This window comes from Brevundimonas sp. GW822-FHT03E11 (genome assembly GCF_058801445.1).
Genome location: NZ_JBXANG010000012.1, coordinates 44912 through 64392 on the forward strand (window position 1 = coordinate 44912; position 19481 = coordinate 64392).

At 64.1% G+C, this 19481-nt stretch carries 11 protein-coding genes; 9 read left to right on the plus strand and 2 right to left on the minus strand.

Going from position 1 to position 19481, the window contains the following annotated elements:
- Positions 1-80: 80 nt before the first annotated feature.
- Positions 81-2345, minus strand: coding sequence for a TonB-dependent receptor (locus AC1RKE_RS15090; RefSeq protein ID WP_348682853.1), 2265 nt, complete (start codon positions 2343-2345; stop codon positions 81-83).
- A 249-nt stretch (positions 2346-2594) separates the two neighbouring features.
- On the opposite strand from AC1RKE_RS15090, the gene AC1RKE_RS15095 reads away from it, so the two are divergent.
- Positions 2595-3962: a metallophosphoesterase gene (locus tag AC1RKE_RS15095; protein ID WP_395941934.1), complete on the plus strand. Its 1368-nt coding sequence runs from the start codon at positions 2595-2597 to the stop codon at positions 3960-3962.
- A gap of 32 nt (positions 3963-3994) precedes the next feature.
- Positions 3995-4666 (plus strand): hypothetical protein, encoded by a 672-nt coding sequence (locus tag AC1RKE_RS15100; protein ID WP_201464163.1) that lies wholly within the window; start codon positions 3995-3997, stop codon positions 4664-4666.
- Between the two features lie 78 nt (positions 4667-4744).
- Here AC1RKE_RS15100 and AC1RKE_RS15105 read toward each other — a convergent pair whose 3' ends face one another.
- Complete coding sequence (locus AC1RKE_RS15105) at positions 4745-8038, minus strand: S8 family serine peptidase (protein WP_492897381.1); 3294 nt, start codon at positions 8036-8038, stop codon at positions 4745-4747.
- A 531-nt stretch (positions 8039-8569) separates the two neighbouring features.
- Here AC1RKE_RS15105 and AC1RKE_RS15110 point away from each other — a divergent pair.
- The 7 genes from AC1RKE_RS15110 to AC1RKE_RS15140 all read left to right on the plus strand — a co-directional run bounded on the left by AC1RKE_RS15110 (position 8570) and on the right by AC1RKE_RS15140 (position 19479).
- Positions 8570-9310: a hypothetical protein gene (locus AC1RKE_RS15110; RefSeq protein ID WP_348683718.1), complete on the plus strand. Its 741-nt coding sequence runs from the start codon at positions 8570-8572 to the stop codon at positions 9308-9310.
- Positions 9311-9420: 110 nt separating this feature from the next.
- Complete coding sequence (locus AC1RKE_RS15115) at positions 9421-10557, plus strand: Fic family protein (protein WP_348683720.1); 1137 nt, start codon at positions 9421-9423, stop codon at positions 10555-10557.
- A gap of 539 nt (positions 10558-11096) precedes the next feature.
- Positions 11097-11411, plus strand: coding sequence for a hypothetical protein (locus AC1RKE_RS15120; protein WP_348683722.1), 315 nt, complete (start codon positions 11097-11099; stop codon positions 11409-11411).
- 170 nt (positions 11412-11581) lie between these two features.
- On the plus strand, positions 11582-14611 hold the full coding sequence (locus AC1RKE_RS15125; protein ID WP_348683723.1) for a BPTD_3080 family restriction endonuclease: 3030 nt from the start codon (positions 11582-11584) through the stop codon (positions 14609-14611).
- 163 nt (positions 14612-14774) lie between these two features.
- On the plus strand, positions 14775-15629 hold the full coding sequence (locus AC1RKE_RS15130) for an NYN domain-containing protein (protein WP_348683724.1): 855 nt from the start codon (positions 14775-14777) through the stop codon (positions 15627-15629).
- Positions 15629-18604, plus strand: coding sequence for a site-specific DNA-methyltransferase (locus AC1RKE_RS15135; protein ID WP_348683726.1), 2976 nt, complete (start codon positions 15629-15631; stop codon positions 18602-18604). The genes AC1RKE_RS15130 and AC1RKE_RS15135 overlap by 1 nt, the downstream gene beginning before the upstream one ends.
- A 2-nt stretch (positions 18605-18606) precedes the next feature.
- Positions 18607-19479: a phospholipase D family protein gene (locus AC1RKE_RS15140; protein ID WP_395941878.1), complete on the plus strand. Its 873-nt coding sequence runs from the start codon at positions 18607-18609 to the stop codon at positions 19477-19479.
- Positions 19480-19481 lie beyond the last annotated feature (2 nt).

Genomic DNA, 19481 nt, shown 5'->3' on the forward strand with positions numbered 1-19481 from the left:
TAGAGCATGATCGTTTCGGGCGGAACCGCTTCGCGGTTCCGACAGAAGCGTGAATCATGCTCTGGCTTTAATCTGGAGCCTCAGAACCGCTTGGTCAGCTGCACGCCGTAGGTGCGCGGCTCGTTGACGAAGGCGGTCAGGTTGTTGAAGTCGATCGCGCCGATGACGTTCTCTTCGTCGGTCAGGTTGCGGACATAGGCCGCCGCTTCCAGGCCGCGGCCCAGGTCGCGCCAGCCGGCCCGCAGACCGCCCTCGAAGTGCGTATCCTGCATGAACTCGACCGATTCATAGAGGAACAGGTTGAAATCCTTCTGCATCGCCCAGTCGGTCGAGGCGAAGAACTCGGTGTCGGCGCTCAGCGGCAGGACGTAGTTCAGCGTCAGATTGGCGGTGTATTCCGGCGCCTGCGGGAAGGGGTTGCCGTCGACCTTGGCGCGACGGGTCGCGCCCACGGTCACGATCGGGTCGGTGACGGTGCAGTTGGAGCCGCAGATGGCGACCAGCAGGTCGCCGTCCTTGATCTCCGTGTGGTTCCAGGCGGCGCCGGCCGCCAGGCTGAAGCCCGCACCCAGATACAGGTCGCCGTCCAGCTCCAGGCCGTAACCCTCGCCCTTGTCGGCGTTGATCAGGCGGTTGGTGTTGTCCGCCCCGCCGATGGCGGTGAACTGCATGTCGCTGACCTCATAGGCATAGGCCGTGCCGTTCAAACGGCCGCGGCCGTCGAACAGACGGGCCTTGAAGCCGGTCTCATAGGACATGACGGTTTCCGAATCGGCCGTGGTCAGGACCGGCAGGTTGCGGCCCTGGATCGACGGACCGCGATAGCCCTTGGCCACGCGGGCGAACAGGTTGAGGCTGTCGTTGACCTCATACAGGGCGCTGACGTCCCAGCTGACCTGCTCGTCGCCGACCGAGACAGCGCCCGTCCCGCCGGCGCCGGCTCCCAGGACGATCTGGCCGAAATAGTCGCGGTTGTCGTCGGTATAGCGCAGACCCGCCGTGACCTTCAGGGCCTCCGTCAGCTTGTAGCTGCCCTGACCGAACACGGACCAGGAGTCCGACTTCTGCACGATGTCGGTCACGCGCGTCGGCTGGGGATTGCCCACGCCGTTGAAAGTGCCCGAGACCAGATTGATCCGCTCGTCCCAATAGAAGGCGCCGATCTGCCAGCCCAGGCGCGCATCGCCGTTCGAGGCCAGGCGCAGCTCGTAGGTGTTCTGCAGCAGGTCGCTGGACAGGGTGCCGGTCTCGGAGTTGAACGGCGTCTTGTAGGAGGCGGTCGCCGGGGCGGTGGCCACGCCGCCGTCGATGTCGCCGTCGCCCTGCGACCAGCCCTGGTAGGAGCCGACGATGCCGGTCAGGGTGGCGGGGCCGAAGTCATAGGCCACGCGCAGCGACTGGGACGTGGTCTTCTGCTTCTGGAAGTTGTTGCGGCCGCCGTCGTAATAGACGGTGTCCCGGTCGAAGTTGTCGTTCAGCTTGTTGGAGCCCTTGGTCAGGGCGTTGGCGCGGTTCATCGTGCCCGTGCCTTCATAGTCGCGAGCCTGAAGGGTCAACAGGGTCGACAGACGCGCGGTCGGGGTCCAGGCGACATGGACGCGGCCGGCGATGTCGTCGAAATTGCCCAGGTCGTCCTTGTCCGGATTGGCGAAGGACGGATTGTAGGCGTTATCGACCCAGTCGTCGCGATGGTTCCACAGGACGGCGCCGCGCACCTGGAGCGTATCGGACGCCGGCAAGGTGACGGCGGCCTCGGCCCGGGTCGAACCCAGGTTGCCGTAGGTCAGGGAGCCGAAACCGGTGAACTCGTCCGACGGCTTGACGCTGTCGATCTTGATCACGCCCGCCGGGGTGTTGCGGCCGAACAGGGTGCCCTGCGGTCCACGCAGCACTTCCAGCTGCTGCACGTCGAACAGGGGGAAGCCCTTCAGATAGACGCTTTCCAGAACCACGTCGTCCAGCACCACCGAAACCGGCTGGGAGGCGGTGAAGTCGAAGTCCACATTGCCCAGGCCGCGGATGTAGAAGCGCGGCGCATAGCGGCCGTTCGAGCTTTCGACCTGAAGGCTGGGCACCCGGCCCGACAGAGCCAGAACGTCGGCGCCGCCGGCCGAGATGTCCTGCAAGGTCTGGGGCGTCAAGGCGGAAACGGCGAAGGGAACGTCGCGGATGTTCTCGCTGCGACGCTGGGCGGTGACGACGATGTCATCGACGCCGGCCGGTTCGGCGGCGGTTTGCGTCTGGGCCTCAGTCTGGGCCTGGGTTTGAACCTGGGCCAGGGCCGAGCCGGCGCTCAGCAGGGCGATGCTGCTGACGGTGGCGGCCAGAAGGGCGGGACGAAGCATGGCTGAACTATCCTTGGCGTCGTAAGGGAGGAAACGATCGCGCGACGCCGTAAAGCTTCGAAAAGGGAATCGCCAGCGTCAGACGGGCCGCTTTGTTGAAGCTTTGAAGACGCGGACACAGCGGTGTGACAATCGACTTCAGACAAGGCGCCGCGCGGCCCCCCAGTCTTGTTCGAACAAGGTTGAAGTGCGACGATGTAAGGGTGCGTCCCTCCGCTGCGCGCCCCTTCCCCATATCCTGGATTGCGAATGTCTCTCGTCAGGCCTTCCCGCCGCCGTCTTCTTCAACTGGCCGGGGCGACGACGCTGGCGCCGGGCCTGATCGGCCTGAGAGCGAAGGATCAGACCGAAACGATCGGCCGGGTGCTGGCGGTTTCGGACATGCATTCGGCCTATGAACGCACCGCCCAACTGCTGGCCGCCTTTGAAAGGGAGGTGCGGACCCATTCGATTCCCCATGTGATCGCCGTCAACGGCGACCTGTTCGAACACGGCAACGCCGTGGCCGTGCGGTCCGGCGGTGTGATCGACTGGGCGTTCGTCGAGGCCCTGCCGCGCCTGGCGCCCACGGTGTTCAACCTGGGCAATCACGACAACGACCTGACCCCGGACCTGGCTGAGGTCGTGGCGCGGCTGCGGACCCTGGGCGTCCAGGTCGTCACCACCATCGGCGACCGACGCACGGGCGAAGGCTACGCCCCCTCTTCGACCACCCTGCCCTTCGGCGCCCGATCCTTGCGCGTCGTGGGCATAGGGACCGACGCCCTGAACACCTATCCCAAGGTCTCTCGCGACCAGTTGGACATTCCATCTCCTGCGGTCTGGGCAAGGGCCCAACTTGGAGCCGCATTGTCGGGCGCCGATCGGGTTCTGATCCTGAGCCATGCGGGTGTCGCGGCCGATCGCGACATCCTGCCCCTGCTGCCCGACGGCGGCCTGATGATCGGCGGCCACAACCATCTGCTGTTCCAGCATCAACAGGGCCGCAGCGCCTATGCCCACACCGGCTCGTGGACAAGCGCCTATACGGTTGGCGAATTCCGCGCCGACGGCTCGGTCACGGCCGCCTCTCACCCGGTCGCACTGGACGCCGCAGCCGATCAGCCCCTGGCCGAACGGATCGCGGCGACCCTGGCCGCCCAGATGACGGCGGAGGAGCGGGCCAAACTGGGCGTCAGCCCCCGCGCCCTGTCCCTGGGCGACACTGGACGGCGGGTCGCGGCAGGCCTTGCCCAGGCCGCAGGCGTCGATGCGGGCTTCATCGGCCACACCACCCTGGGCGCCGGCCTGCCTGCGGGGCCGGTCAGCCGCTACGTTTTCGACGCCGTCGTGCGTTTCGACGGCCGGTTGATGACCGCCGTCGTCCCGCGTGATCGGTTCGACGCCTTCCTCGCCCGCGCCAACCAGGACCGGCCGATGCCGCTCAGCGCGCGCAACGGCGACTTCCTCTACGCCGCCGGCGCCGCCCCGGCCGACGGCCCCGTGCGCATCGTCACCACCGACTGGTGCGCGACCAATCAGGCCGAGTATTTCGGCGCCGGCGACCTCGTCTTCACCGAAGCGCCCGGTCTGACGGTCAAGACGGCGGCGGCGGCGGCCCTGTTGGAGCCGCATTGACAACGGCCGCCCAGCCGGAGCCAAGATGGTTCATGGCGATGCGCTCGATACTGTCGACCATCCTGGCGCTGGCGGCCCTGGGACAGGCTGGGACTGCGGCTGCGCAGACGACGGGGCGTTGGACCGTCGATCAGGCCTACGCCGTCATCGACTTCCAGACCCGCCACGACGGCCGCAGCGTCGCCCAAGCCTTGGAGCGCCATCTGCGCCGTCAGGGCTTCCGGGTCGTCACCCGCCGCCAAGCCTCCGGCGCCCCGCCCCGCACGCCCGGTCGTTTTACCCTGGCGGACCCGGCCGCGCCGACGGGTTTTGGGCTGGAGGGTCCGACGACGCGCGCCGCGGCGGGCTGGCTGCGGCCGGTCCGCACGGTCGTCTGCAACGGCGCCGCCTGGCGCGCCGAAGTCAGCCCGCGTCAGGTCGGGCCGGTCGGGACCCGCTACACCCTCTGTCTCTTTCCCTATCGCGACGGCGCGCGCCAGGGACTTCAGCTCGACATCTACGCCGCCGCCGTCCTGCACGGCGATCCAGAGACGCCGATCGCGCCGCAGTCCGAAGCCGTCTCGCCAGAAGCCTTCATGCGGGGCGCGGTTCAGGCGGTCGAGCAAAGGATCGGTCAGCCCGGCGCCTGGATTGAACATCGCCCGGCCAATCGCGACCGGCCCTTCTTCCTGGACGACGACGCCCTGTCCGCCGGTCCCCACTGAAGTCTTTCGACTGAGCCTGAAACGATCGCGCCCCTGACGGAGCCGTCAGGGGCGCGAAAGTCAGCGTTCAGGCGGGAATCAGAACTTGACGCTGAACCGGCCGAAGATGCGGTTGTCGCGGTATTCGTCCTTGTAGAGGCCGGTGTAGCCCATCTCCAGCGCGGTCCGTTCGGTCGCCTGGACGGTGAAGGCCAGGCCGCCGGAGATGACGTCGTCCCCCGGATTGGCGCCGCTGATCACGAAGCCGGGTCCATCGGCGAAGGCGGCGTCGAAGACTGGCCCGTCGCCGTTCAGATCGTGGGTATAGGCCAGGTGGGTCACCGCCGACAGACGCGGACGGCCCTGACCGCCGGCCAGGACGGTGCGGGTGCGGAAGCCGGCCGTGACCAGATCCGCCGTCTGTTCGACCTGGCCCGACAGGGCGGCGTCTCCGCCGACCTCGACCACGTCGGCGTCGTATTGGACATGGCTGAAGGCGCCGTAGGGTTCGAACATCGTCGCCCCGACCGCCCGGCTCCAGGCGAGTTCGCCATAGACCTGCCAGACGTCGCCGTCATAGTCGCCGGCCAAGGCGTTGCTGAACTGGTTCAACTGAGCGGTGCGGTCGGTGCGGACGTCGGCCTTGGCCCAGGATCCGCCGACACGGACCTGGAAGTCGCCCAGGGCGCCGCCGCCGTAGACGCCGATCTGTTCGCTGTTGACACGACCCGTCGAGTTCAGCCGCGCCGACCGCAGTTCCGAACGGCTTTCGCCCAAGGCCAAGCCGATGTGAACATCGTCCGACAGCGCCTTTTCGGCCCCGACCAGATAGCCGGACGATTCGCTGCGGAAGGCCGCCAGGCCGTCATGACGCGAGCCGCGGCCGTCGCCGAAGACGCCGCTGCCCCAGACCGAAACCCCGTTGCCCGCATAGGTCTGACCGCCGGCCTGACCCCGGCCGCGATCCGACATGGCCTCGCGGATCGCGCGCGTGTCGGACACCGCCAGGCCGGCCAGAGAGGCGTGAACCTCGCCGGTCAGGCTGGGCAGGGCGGCCTGAACCGCGGGCACGCTGGCGTCCAGCAGGGCGTTCTCCAGCGACAGGTCGCGGCTTCCGCCGGTCGCCGATCCGTTGATCATCACGTCCAGGGCTGCGCCCGCCGACTTCTGGTTCGAGTTGGCGCCTAGAGACGCCACCGTCACGTCGTTGCGGCGCACCGTCAGCGTGACCCCGTTGGTCGAATAGGTCAGGACCGGCGTCAGGAAGGCCAGATCGCTCTGCGCCCCGGTGAAGGCGCCGGTGACTGCGCCCGTCGATTGAATGATGTTCATCCGCGAGCGCAGGTTCCACTCGCCGCTGTCGGCCTTCAGCACGACCTGACCGCCCTCGAGGCGCGTCGCCCCGCCGACGTTCAGCCGCGAATAGGCGCCGCCGTTGACGCTGGAGCGGATCCACAGGAAGGAGCCCGGCTTGAAGTTGACGTCGCCGGCGACGGTCAGGGTTCCGAACGGATTGGCCCCGTCGCCCGGCGCGACCACGCCGCCGCTTTCCGCCGTCAGGTTCAGCAGACGACCGACGCCGCCGATCATGCCCACGCCGCCGACGGTGGCGTTCGAACGCAGCAGGCTGCCGTTGACGGTCAGAAGACCGCCCTCGACGCGGGTCGGGCCGCTGTAGTCATTGGCGCCGGTCAGGATCAGCTGCCCCCCGCCCTTCTTGACCAGACCGCCGATGTCATTGCCGAAGTTGGCCCGCACCTCGGCCGAATAGCGGTCGCGGGCGTCGCCGATGTTGTTGCTCCAGACATCGACGGTGCCGACCGCCACGGTGACGTCGCGGGTCGCCCGCAAAGCGGTCGGGCCGCCCAAGGCGACGTTCATCTGGGGCGCGCCCCAGCCGGACTTCAGATCGACGCCCGGCGTGTCCAGATCCCGCGAGCTGGACACCAGAATGTCCGAAATCAGGGCCGTGGAATATTCGGGGAAGTTCTCCATCAGGAGGGCGGCGAAGCCCGACACGTTCGGCGCCGCCATCGACGTGCCGGTATAGGCCGCATAGCCGGCGCCGGTGTAGCGGATGTACTGGTTCAGCACCCGCTGCAGTTCGGCGTTGGCGTATTCGAGCACGGCGCCGGAGAAGGCCGGGGTCAGGATCGCCATGTTGTTGGTCGAGACCAGCAAGCCCGCCAGGGTGGAGGTGAAGCTGTCGGGATCGCCCAGGCGGGCTCCCGCAACCAGGGTGATGGCCGCCGCTTGCCGAGCCACTTCGCGCCGTTGCGCGTCCTCGTCATAACCGGGTCCGCCGGCTTCTCGCGCGTCGAGATAGTTGTTCAGCACGACCAGAAACTGGTTCACGGCCGCAGATTGCAGGGCCGAGACGGTGGTCGCAGCATAGAGTCCCGTATAGTTCGCCCGGGGATATAGGGCCAGGATGCCGGCCCGGTCCATCGTATAGGCGGGCACGGACGAGACGACGGCCGAACCCGGTCCGGCGACGCACCAGGTCGCCGTCTGACCGCAGAAGCTGGTCGACGGGTCGGCGGCGGCAAAGCTGGAATAGTTGGCGACCGACAGCCAGTTGGAGCGCAGGCGCGGATCCGACAGGGGCGCCACGGCGTCGATGCTGGCGTGGACGCCATAGCCGTTGCCGGCCGAGAAGACCACCAGCACGTCCTTGTCCAGCACGGGCTTGTAGTAGTCGCCGTAGTTCCGGTTCATCGACGCCAGAACGGTCGACAGCGACGCATTGTACGGCAGGGACGTGCCGCTGCCCCAGCTGTTGTTGATGATGCGCACCTGCCCCGTATTGGCCAGATCGACGATGTTCTGGTTCGAGGTCGCGACGATGTCGCCGTCGATATAGACGTCCTTGAACCACAGGAAGTCGCCGGCCGCGAAGTTGGTGGTGGCGGCGTAGAGCTTGGCGCCGTAGGCGTTGCCGAACATGGGCTGACCCGCGACCCGGTCGCCGGCGATGGTGCCCGCCACATGGGTGCCGTGGCCCTCCCATCGACGACGCGGATTGATCCGCCCGTCATTGCCGTAGCCCTCGACGACCTGGGTTCGCAGCCCCGTCACCTTGCCCGCCGATCCGAACAGGGGGTGGTCCATATAGACGCCGGCGTCATTGACCCCGATCGTCTGACCCCGCCCGGTCAAACCCATGGCGTAGGCATGTTCCAGCCCCAGGAAACGCTTGGAATAGTCGACCGAAAACTGGGCGTCCGACCGCCACGAGGCCAGGGCCGTCTGATAGTTGGTCGTGCGCGTCCCATTGGCCATATAGAAGCCGCCGGCCGGCGGGGTCGGCGCCGTCTGCGCCGCCGCCGCGCCCGCCAGGACCGACACGCCCGCCGTCGCAGCCATCAGGCCGATTTTGAAACTGAAAGCCACTCTTTCCCCCTCTTCGGCCGACGGCCGAACGCTTAAGCTTGCAACCCCACGGCGCAATTCAAACACTCAATCGACCGGCGCGAGCACCGTCGTCAACACATTTCGGACAAAAGACGGGCGCGGCGTTTCGTCTTTTAGGGGATAAAATTCCGACGCGTTCTGCGCGGCCAGCCGTAGCCTTCTCCGCATTGTCATGCGCTATTCGGTTCAGCGGCGCAGGTCCAGACCATCGCCGGGCCGAAGCAACTCGCTCGCAGGGGGGGGGTACGGAGGGAAAGCCGTGGCGGACAGAGAGGAAGTCGTTTCTTATAGTGAATACAACGCCTTATGTCGTCTAACGGGGTATATAGCGCATATTGATATCCCTAGGGATTTTTCCCGTTTGGCTAACCCCTCGGGACGCCTCCCGGACACGAAAAACCCCGCCAGCGTTGCAGCGCTCGGCGGGGTTCGAATGAGCTTGGCACAACACTCAAGGCCGAAGGGATTCTACCCCCTGCCCTGCCCGACCGCAACGTCGGGGGCACACAAATGAAGCGCCGCCTCAATCCCGAGAACTTTGTCGCCGAAAAACTGGTCTGGCATCAGCGGATCGCCAGCGATCCCAAGATCAGCCTCCAGGCCAAGGCCGTCGCCGGCTTCATCCTCCACGACCTGAACCCCTGCGAGGGCGGCGCCTGGCGCGGCCAGGAAAGCATGGCCACCAGCCTGGGCGTCAGCCCCCGCCAACTGCGACGCCTGCTCGAAGAGCTTCAGACCGCCGACTATCTGGAGGTCGAGGTCCGCCGGGGACGCGGCCGCACCAACATCTGCCGCGCAACCTTTCCTGGCGACGCGGCCGAGGCGCCGCAAAACCGGTCGTCGGCGACCGATCAAATCCGCAAAAAGCGGTCACAGGCGACCGCTCAAACGCCGGAAAACCGGACATCAGCGACACGAAAACCGGTCACCGGCGACCGACAATACCTTTATGAACCCATTAAAAGATTTCGCGCCGCCGAAAACCGACGACCGGATGGCGGCGCCGAGACGCCGGCGCGGCTCATCCCGTTCGCCCAGACCGACATCCGTCAGGCGGTCGTCCAGATCGCTGGGGAAGGCGCGGCGGTGAGCTACCTCGATCACGCCAGATGGGAGCCCGACGAACGGCGCATCCTCTGCACCAGCCAGACAGCCTTCGCCCGACTGAGAGACCTCGTCGGTCGGCCGCTCGCGGCGAAAGGCGTGTCCATCGCATTGCAGCCCTGCGGACCCCGGCAGCTCGCGGCCTGATCGAGAGGCATGCGGCGAATACACCCGATATTCACCGCACAATTTGCATCAATTATGCCTTGCCCTTGCGGCGAATAGCTCCCACATTCACCGCAACTGATGCGGCAAATATGACCTATATCCACGAACTGACCGACTGGCCCAACCTGACCTGGGACGACAGCGTCCTTGCCCAACCGCTCGCCGCCGTCCGCCATCGCCAGGGCCGGCTGATCGGACGGATGGAGGCCCTGGGCTTTCCGCTGCGCGAAGAAGCCGTCCTCCGCACCCTGACCGAGGACGTATTGAAGTCCAGCGAGATCGAGGGCGAAGTCCTCGACCGCGACCAGGTCCGCTCCTCCATCGCCCGCCGTCTGGGCATGGATGTCGTCGGCCTGATCCCTGCTGATCGCAACGTGGAGGGCGTCGTCGAAATGATGCTCGACGCCACCCAGAACTACGCTCAGCCGCTTACGGCTGACCGCCTGTTCGGCTGGCACGCCGCCCTCTTCCCGACGGGCCGCAGCGGCATGACCAAGATCACCGTCGGAGCATGGCGCACCCCGGACGGCGACCCAATGCAGGTCGTCTCAGGACCGGTCGGCCGCGAACGCGTCCACTACGAGGCCCCGGCTGCCGAGCGACTGGACTCCGAAATGGGCGCCTTCCTGAATTGGTTCGAAACCGCCGCACCTGATCCGGTGCTGAAGGCCGGCGTCGCCCACCTGTGGTTCGTCACCAACCACCCCTTCGACGACGGCAACGGCCGCATCGCCCGCGCCATCGCCGACCTCGCCCTGGCCCGAGCCGAGGGCACGGCCCAGCGCTTCTACAGCATGTCCGCCCAGATCCGCGCCGAGCGGAAGGCCTATTACGAGATGCTGGAGGCGACCCAGAAAGGCGACCTGGACATCACCGCTTGGCTGCTGTGGTTCATCGCCTGCCTCGACCGCGCCTTCGACGGCGCCGAGACCATCCTAGCCAGCGTCATGCGCAAGGCGCACTTCTGGGAAGCCCTAGCCGATCAGCCGTTGAACGAACGCCAGAGGAAGGTGCTGAACCGGCTGCTCGACGGCTTCGAAGGCAAGCTCACCAACGCCAAGTGGGCGGCGCTGGCGAAGACTTCGTCGGACACGGCCCTACGGGACATCAACGACTTGGTGGACCGAGGAGTTTTGGCGAGAGAGGCCGAAGGCGGGCGCAGCACGAGCTATTCACTCGTGCGGCGCGGGCCGCGGCAGGCATATTATTCGGACGCCAGATCATGACCCACGGTCTCGGTCAGTGCTGCGTAGGAGCTCTGCGAAGCGTCCCTCCCCCAGTAACCGAGGCATGAGCTTCATAAAAAGCCATTCGCCTAAATGCTTCAGGATGATCAGCAGCACCCCCGACACCAGCGACAGACCAAGCATCGCCAGAAAACTTTCCGAGAGGGACATTTCATACCTCTATAGAAGAAGCTGATATTTGCTAAACTTAGCTCATTCCGCAGTTGCGTGTCACCTTGGCTTGAAAGGGGAAATTCAACTTCCAGCGATGCAGAGAAACTAAGCGGGTGTTTGATTCAACGCGGATTACGATCTTTAACGCACAAAGTTCGGCACATATCGCAGTCCTAGAGTGGGCGGATACGGGATACCGGATTTCGCAAATTCATACCCATGCCGAATCGATATAACGCTGTTCTCAGTTACATTTCCAAGCTGAGGCGAGAGCTCCAGTGGCAACTGAACGTGAAATATCCCGAATTCGGCATGATCACGCAGAATGGACTGCCTTAGTCCGCCAGTTGCTCGCATATGGCGAGGTGAATGATCTGGAAGACAGGCATGTTGACTTTCTAGAAAGTCTGCAAAGGCCTTGGCGCTCAAAAGAACTCAGCTATAGGCAGGTAGAGTGGCTGCTCGATATTCGCGATTCTACAACGTTTTTGTCACAGTACAGAGGCGTGGGCGTGAAGTTCCTCATGCGCGCTTGTTTTGAAAATCGCTTCGGCATCGACGACATGGATGATGTTGCCTGGGTCGAAGCCATTTGGGCGGCGCGAGAAGACCGGCTGCGGAAACGGGATGCGCAGCGGCTTTTTTGGATCGCTCGGTCGCTAGACGCCATCGACGACTAACCGTGCCTCGCGTTTTTGCGTCTGGATAGATGTTGGTCGGAAGCCGCCCCACGCCCTTCGCCGCCATCTGGGCAACCATCGTTCGTATGCAGTTCTGCTCATGGCGCCCACAACCCCTGTGCAGGGCGGGTTTCGGTCGCTAAACCACCGGTTATAACTCGGGGGAGTGCATGGCCGACGGCTTTTTCGAAAATCCGATCCTGAACTCACCGTATGAGGAGCCACGGCGGCATCATGCGCTGAGCGAGGACGGACAGCCGCTCAACCTGCCTCCTAAGGAAGGCCGGCGGCGATCAGAGCTGATTTCACCGGTACCCCCTGCGAAAAAGCAGAAGAAGCGTGACTCGCAGGGCGACTGGCTGCAACAGGAGGATGAGGAAGGTCAGGCCTACACCCTCCAAAACATCAACGAGATCCGTACCCACGTCTCCAACTGGCGGCGCCTGCCCAACCCGGCGGATTGGGGAGTGACGCCGATCACTCAGCGCCTGCTGCAATACTGGCGGCACCACAATTTCGAAACGGTCCGTCCATTTTTCTGCCAGGTGGAGGCCGTGGAAACGGCGATCTGGCTCACTGAGGTCGCCCCGCGCCAGAAGCAGCATGCCCACCTCGTGGCGAACCTCAGACAAGCCAATCAGGACGCCAATCCGGAGTTGTTACGAACGGCGCTTAAGCTGGCCACAGGCGCGGGCAAGACGACGGTCATGGCCATGTTGATGGCTTGGCAAACACTGAACGCTGTTCGCGCGGCTAATAGCGATCGGTTCAGCCGCGCTTTTTTGATCGTGGCGCCGGGGATCACCATTCGGGACCGCTTACAGATCCTGCAGCCTAGCCATCCCGAAAACTACTACGCCCGCCGTGAACTGGTCCCGCAGGACCTTCTGCCAGACATGGCGAAGGCCAAGGTGGTCATCGCCAACTACCACGCCTTCAAACGACGCGAGACCATGGAGCTGTCAAAGGTCGGCAGGGCCTTTCTGCAGGGTCGTGACGAACCTATCCAGACGTTGGAAACCGAAGGCGCCATGCTCAAGCGCGCCTGCGGCGAGCTACTAGCGTTCAAGAATCTGGTCGTGATCAACGACGAGGCACACCACTGCTATCGCGAACGCGCGGGCGGCGACGCCGAGGCTCCGGTGGCGGCAGAAGAGCGAGAAGAAGCCAAGCGCAACGCAGAGGCCGCCCGGTTATGGATTTCGGGGTTGGAAGCGCTGAAGCGTAAGGTGGGCGTCCGCATGGTCTACGACCTGTCGGCCACCCCCTTCTTCCTGCGCGGGTCAGGCTATCGCGAGGGGACGCTGTTCCCCTGGACGGTATCGGACTTCTCGCTGATGGACGCGATTGAGTGCGGCATCGTCAAACTACCGCGCATCCCGGTGGCTGACAACGCGGTCACCGGCGACGCACCGATCTATCGCGAGCTTTGGGAGCACATCGGCAAGCGCATGCCGAAGAAAGGGGCCGGCAAATCAGGGGACCTTGACCCCCTCTCCGCCAGCTTCCCCCCTGAGCTGCAGACGGCGCTTTACGCTCTCTACAGCCATTACGAGAAGACCTACGAGGCATGGCGACGGGAAGGCATCGAGACTCCGCCGGTGTTCATTGTCGTCTGCAACAACACCGCCACGTCGAAACTGGTCTACGAGTGGATCGCGGGCTTCGAACGCCCAGGCGAGGACGGCGAACCGGAGTTCCGCCATGCAGGCCACCTGGCGTTGTTCCGGAACTACGACGAACACGGCAACCGGCTGACCCGTTTCAACACCCTGTTGGTCGATTCCGAAGCGCTCGAGGCAGGCGAGGCGCTGGACGCGAGCTATCGCGACTTGATGGGCCCTGAGATCGAGCAGTTCAAACGCGAGTTGCGCGATCGGGGGATGCACAAGGAGGCGGAGAACCTCGCCGATACGGATGTGCTGCGCGAGGTGATGAACACCGTCGGACGTAAAAGCCGCCTCGGCGAGCAGATCCGCTGCGTCGTCTCCGTATCGATGCTGACGGAAGGCTGGGACGCCAACACCGTCACGCACATCATGGGCGTTCGCGCCTTCGGCACCCAGCTGTTGTGCGAGCAGGTAGTCGGGCGCGGCCTGCGCCGCCAGTCATACGACCTGAACAAGGAAGGCCTGTTCGACGTCGAGTACGCGGACATTCTCGGCATTCCATTCAACTTCACCGCTGAGCCGGTCGTTGCCCCGGTCAAGAAGCCGGCGAAAAGCACTCGAGTGCAGGCGCTCAAGGAACGACTGGTCGACAAGGCCGAGCTGGAGATCGTCTTCCCGCGCGTTGAGGGATACCGCTACGATCTTCCCGACGAGACGATTACCGCCCACTTCACAGACGACAGCCGCCTGGAGCTGAACCCCGGCAACGTCGGCCCTTCCAAGGTCCAGAACGAAGGGGTTGTCGGCGAAGGCGTCGTGCTGACGCCTGAGATCGTTGAGGCCGCGCGCGCCAGCGAATTGTCCTACAGGATCGCTAAACGGCTGCTCTACACCCGATACCGCGACGAGGGTGAAGACCCGCCGATGCACCTATTCGGCCCAATCCAACGCATCGCGAGGCGCTGGATCACCGAGGGGTACCTGACAGCCAAGGGCGTGCCGTTAGGCTCGATCATGTACCCGGCGTTGGAAGCCCAGGCGGCCGAGCTGATCTTCATGGCTTGCCAGAGATCGCACGAAGGCAAGGCGCGGGTGAAGGCGATCCTCGACTCCTACAATCCTCGCGGCTCGACTCGATTCGTCGCCTTCAACACCACCAAATCCGTCTGGACCACGCGAGCGGACAAGAGCCACGTCAGTCATGTGGTTTTGGACAGCGACTGGGAGGCCGAGCTGGCGCGCGTGCTGGAGGACCACCCCCGGGTGGTCGCCTATGTGAAGAACCAGGGCATGCAGTTCGAGGTCCCCTATCGCGACGGTGCGGTGGCGCGCCGCTACGTGCCGGACTTCATCGTACGGCTGAACGACGGCGGCGAGGAGCCGCTGAACCTTATCCTGGAGACCAAAGGCTATCGCGGCCTTGACGCGCAGCTGAAGGCCTCGACCATGAACATCTTCTGGGTTCCCGGCGTGAACGCCCTGGGAACCCAGGGACGCTGGGCATTCGCGGAACTCACCGACGCCTTCGCGATCGAAGAAGAATTCGCACGACTGGTCGAAGGTCTTGTCAACGCGGAGCTTGCCGCGTGATGGGGCAGCCCCGTCTTCTCCTCGCAGGGGTTTACTCCCTGTCAGCAAATCACATATACGCTGAGTGCATTCGCCCCTTGGGAGTAGGCACGCTCGATTATCCTGAGCGACCGCTGAAACCCTGGGGCTTCTCCAATTCAGCCCTGCCTCTGAGGAACGGCTCATGACGAGCCGTCGCGTCGCTATTCTGATCGACGGCGGTTTCTTCCTGAAGCGGCTGCCGAAACTCGTCCCCAGCAACTTCTGCGACAGCGCCGAGGGGGTGGCGCGGTGCATTCGGATTATGTGCCGCTCCCATGTTCGCCAACTGACCGGGGCCGACAAAGAGCGGTGGCAGGACGATGTCTATCGCATCTTCTTCTATGATGCCGTGCCCTACGCCGGCAGCGCTCATCACCCGCTCGAAAACCGTCCCATCGACTTCGGCAAGAGCGCCACAGCCGTGTTCCGCAGGGAGTTGTTCGACATACTGCGCCGGCAGCGGAAGGTCGCGCTCAGATTGGGCAAGGTGAACAGAGAGAGCGACTGGGCGCCGCCCGGCGACAAGGTTCGCAAGCTTCTCGGAACGAAGTCGTGGCTGGAGGGCCTCGATCTCGATGCGGTGCAACAGGGCGCGTCTCTGACCTTGACGCCGGAACAGCTCGCCGAAGCCCGGCGGTTGAAGGCGCGGTGGGACGAGATCACGCCGGCGAATGTGCGCCTCGGTCTGCGCCAGAAGGGCGTGGATATGAGGATCGGCCTCGACATCGCCTCCATCACGCTTAAGCGGCAAGCTGACATCATCCTGCTTGTGGCCGGAGACAGCGACTTCGTACCGGCGGCCAAGCTGGCGCGTCGCGAGGGTGTAGAGTTCATCCTCGACCCGCTATGGCAGGCGATCAACGCCGACCTGTTCGAGCACATCGACGGCCTGCAATCCGGGCTGCGCAAGCCCAAGAGCAAGGCCGCCGTAGCCGCGATCGAAGCGGCCGACGCCGCCAATCTGCCGCCTGAACCTAACGAGCCCGAGGACGACTGATGGCCCGCACCCCCAAAGGCCCCAAGCAGGTCACCACTCTGACGCACGACGAGGCGACGCGGAAGAACATTCCGACGGCGGAGCTGCAGTCGACGGCGCAGTACATCGAGGAGATGAACCCGTCGCAGCCCGTGGCCTACCCGCGGGCGCGCCCGTTGGCGCAGGGCGAGCGGCGCGAGCGGGACGAGGACCTGGACCCGCAGATCGTCTGGAACGGCGTGCGCATCCGGCTGACCGAGGCGCAGGTGCGGCAGCTGCACGACACGGGCGAGGTCGAGATCGGCGACGCCCAGCTGGTCTGGCGCGGCAAGGATACGCAGGACTGGTCGGACCTGATCGTCCAGACCCCGCCGCTGTATATCCAGGAGAAGATCCACCCGCGCGCCATCATCGACGACCTGCGCCGCCGCAGCGAGCAGGCCAAGGGCGACAAGGCGCCGGCCGAGACCATCGACCTGTTCGCCGACTTCAACGGCGTCGACCCCGAGGCGAAGACCGAATTCTATCAGCACGACCAGCACTGGTCGAACCGCATGATCCTGGGCGACAGCCTGCAGGTCATGGCCTCGCTGGCCGAGCGCGAGCGGCTGGCCGGCAAGGTGCAGTGCATCTATTTCGACCCGCCCTACGGCATCAAGTTCAACTCGAACTGGCAGGTCTCGACCCAGTCCCGCGACGTCAAGGACGGCAAACAGACCGACATCTCCAGAGAGCCGGAACAGGTGAAGGCCTTCCGCGACACCTGGAAGGACGGCATCCACTCCTACCTGACCTATCTGCGCGACCGGCTGACGGTGATGCGCGAGTTGCTGACGGAGAGCGGCTCGATCTTCGTGCAGATCAGCGACGAGAACGTCCACCGCGTGCGGGCGGTGATGGATGAAGTCTTTGGCGTTGAAAACTTCGTGGCCGAAATTCTGGCAAAGAAAAAAGGAAGTCAAACAAGTGGAACAATCAATCCAGTCAACGACTATATAATCTTCTACGCCAAAAACATCACACGGATTAAGTTCCGACGAATCTGGGAGGTAAGGGAAGATGAAGAAATATTCGATGACTTCCCATATGTAGAGCTATCAAACGGAGAAAGGATTTCAGTTATTGCCCTCTCCGCTCGTGACAAATTGGACTACAGAGCGGACTACAAAACATTCCGTGACCGATACCCGGATGCACGTCCGTACGGGTTAAACCCTCTCAAGAGCGGGGGGTACCGTCGCAACCAATCTCACCCATTTCCTTTCAGGGGTCGAACCTTTCCGATCACGGAGGGGAACTGCTGGAAGCACACCGTTGTAGAGGACGATGGTTCCGTTCCGGGCATGGTTCGGCTTGGGAGGGCTGATCGGCTTGCCCCGCTTGAACGGGATGTACGGTTCGTACGCTTCTCGCCTTCCCCGTCGATCAAGCAGATTTCGAACTGGTGGGACGGCATCGGCGGAGCTTCAGCTCCAATCTACGTCGTTCAGACGAATGTTGAGCTTGTTAAGCGATGCATCCTAATGGCGACCGATCCTGGAGACCTGGTGTTCGATCCCACGTGCGGCTCGGGCACGACGGCCCACGTTGCCGAACAGTGGGGTCGTCGTTGGGTCACTATCGATACAAGCCGCGTTGCTTTGGCGTTGGCGCGCACGCGGCTGATGAGCGCGCGATATCCGTACTATCTACTCGCGGATAGCGCGGAGGGTCGAAAAAAGGAGCAGGATGTTTCAGGTGAGCCGCAGCCGTTGGGCGGGGCGCAGGGGGACATCCGCCAAGGTTTTGTCTACGAGCGCGCTCGAACAGTAACGTCAGGTTCGGTTGCCAATAACGCTGAGATCGACGTCATTTGGGAGGAGTGGCAGGCGAAGCTGGAGCCGCTGCGCGAGGCGCTGAACGCCCGTACCGGCCGCGGTTACGAGGAGTGGGAGATCCCGCGTGATGTCCAGGCCGGCTGGGACGACGAGACTATCGACCTGCACCGCCGCTGGTGGGACGCGCGCATCGCTCGCCAGAAGGAGATCGAAGCCTCCATCGCCCGTCGCGCCGACGTCGAGCTGCTGTACGACAGGCCCTATGTCGATGGGGCCAAGGTGCGGGTGGCCGGGCCGTTCACGGTCGAGAGCCTGTCGCCGCACCGGGTGGCGCCGTCTGACGCCGACGCCCTGTATGACGATATCGAGGCCGACGAAGGCCGCCGCAAGCGCCACCTGGCCAGCGCCCCGCCGACCGACTTCGCCGAGGTGGTGCTGGAGAACCTGAGGACGTCCGGCGTTCAGCAGGGCGCCAAGGCCGACCGGATCGAGTTCACCAGCCTGACCCCTTGGCCCGGCCAATGGATCGCCGCCGAAGGCCGGTATGTGGAGGGCGACGCCGAGCGCCGCGCGGCCATCTTCATCGGCCCCGAGTTCGGCACCGCCAGCCGCCCCGACCTGACCGCCGCTGCGCGCGAGGCCACCGACGCGCGCTTCGACGTGCTGATCGCCTGCGCCTTCAACTTCGAGGCCCACGCCTCGGAGCTGACCCGCATGGGCCCGCTGCCGATCCTGAAGGCCAAGATTAACCCCGACCTGCACATGGCCGGCGAGCTGAAGAACACCGGCAAGGGCAACCTGTTCATCGTCTTCGGCGAGCCGGACGTGGAGATCGAGACCTTGGCCGGCGGCCAGCTGCAGGTGCGGGTGCTGGGCGTCGACGTCTTCGATCCCAACACCGGCGACGTCCGCTCAGGCGACACCAAGTCCATCGCCGCCTGGTTCATCGACACCGACTATGACGAGGAAAGCTTCTTCGTCCGCCACGCCTACTTCCTGGGCGCCAACGACCCGTACAAGTCCCTGAAGACCGCCCTGCGCGCCGAGATCGACGAAGCGGCCTGGGCGACGCTGTACCGCGACGTCAGCCGGCCGTTCGACCGCCCGAAGTGCGGTCGGATCGCGGTGAAGGTAATTAATCACTTCGGGGACGAGGTGATGAAGGTGTTCAGGGTGTAATCGTGGATATCCTGACCCCTCGCGTTTGGCCTGAGATTACTGCAGCGGCCCACGCTGCGACTACGCCTTCGTTCGCTGCCATCGCATACTTCGGCGCGAAGGGCGATGAACTGCTACCGTTATTACCCGGGAGCTCGTTGGTAGTCGACGCAACTACGCCTACAGTCGCCGCCGGATCGACCTGCCCGGACGCGCTCCGGCGCCTCCAAGTTAAAGGTGTTCGCGTCTTCAGCGCCAAGCACCTCCACGCGAAGATGATCGCGTTCGACAAGATCGCGTTCGTTGGATCGGCCAATGCCTCTGCACATTCACGGGATACACTCATAGAGGCCGTGGTAAAGTTTAAATCCAAACGGTCTCTAAGCGAGGTACGAAACGCAATAACAGCTTTGTGTCGTACCGAGTTAACTTCAGCTGATCTAGACACTCTGTCGAAGATTTACGTTCCTCGACGTAGTCCTCCTAAGGAGCGTCCCGCTCAGGCGAAGCTGCAAACGCTTGTTATGGAGCTCACTCTGGAGCAAGGACAGGGCCGAGAAACTCAAGTCCAACCGCCTCGCCCCGTCTGGGAGAGATACTTCGGCATTGAGTGGGAGGCACTAAGCCTCCCCCAACTAACACTGCTTGACGAGGCCAATCCAATTGCGACGCCCCTAAGGCGCAATATAGTTAGGCACGACCACAACCTGACAATCGAGATCGCCGGCGCTGAACCGCCACGTCCCGCTCTCCTTCAGATCAGGAGAACAGGTAATAACGCCTACAAATATCGAGTAATACGTCCAATCCATTCAGAATTCGCTCATGTAAAAGCGTTAGTTTCTTCAGTCCCAAACCCGCATTGGACGGCAGGTAGAAAGTGGATAATCATCTGAAG

Bases quoted from the DNA above. Each gene is read 5' to 3' on its own strand.
- AC1RKE_RS15090 (WP_348682853.1), bottom strand. From the start codon at position 2,345: ATGCTTCGTCCCGCCCTTCTGGCCGCCACCGTCAGCAGCATCGCCCTG.
- AC1RKE_RS15095 (WP_395941934.1), top strand. From the start codon at position 2,595: ATGTCTCTCGTCAGGCCTTCCCGCCGCCGTCTTCTTCAACTGGCCGGG.
- AC1RKE_RS15100 (WP_201464163.1), top strand. From the start codon at position 3,995: ATGGCGATGCGCTCGATACTGTCGACCATCCTGGCGCTGGCGGCCCTG.
- AC1RKE_RS15110 (WP_348683718.1), top strand. From the start codon at position 8,570: ATGAAGCGCCGCCTCAATCCCGAGAACTTTGTCGCCGAAAAACTGGTC.
- AC1RKE_RS15115 (WP_348683720.1), top strand. From the start codon at position 9,421: ATGACCTATATCCACGAACTGACCGACTGGCCCAACCTGACCTGGGAC.
- AC1RKE_RS15125 (WP_348683723.1), top strand. From the start codon at position 11,582: ATGGCCGACGGCTTTTTCGAAAATCCGATCCTGAACTCACCGTATGAG.
- AC1RKE_RS15130 (WP_348683724.1), top strand. From the start codon at position 14,775: ATGACGAGCCGTCGCGTCGCTATTCTGATCGACGGCGGTTTCTTCCTG.
- AC1RKE_RS15135 (WP_348683726.1), top strand. From the start codon at position 15,629: ATGGCCCGCACCCCCAAAGGCCCCAAGCAGGTCACCACTCTGACGCAC.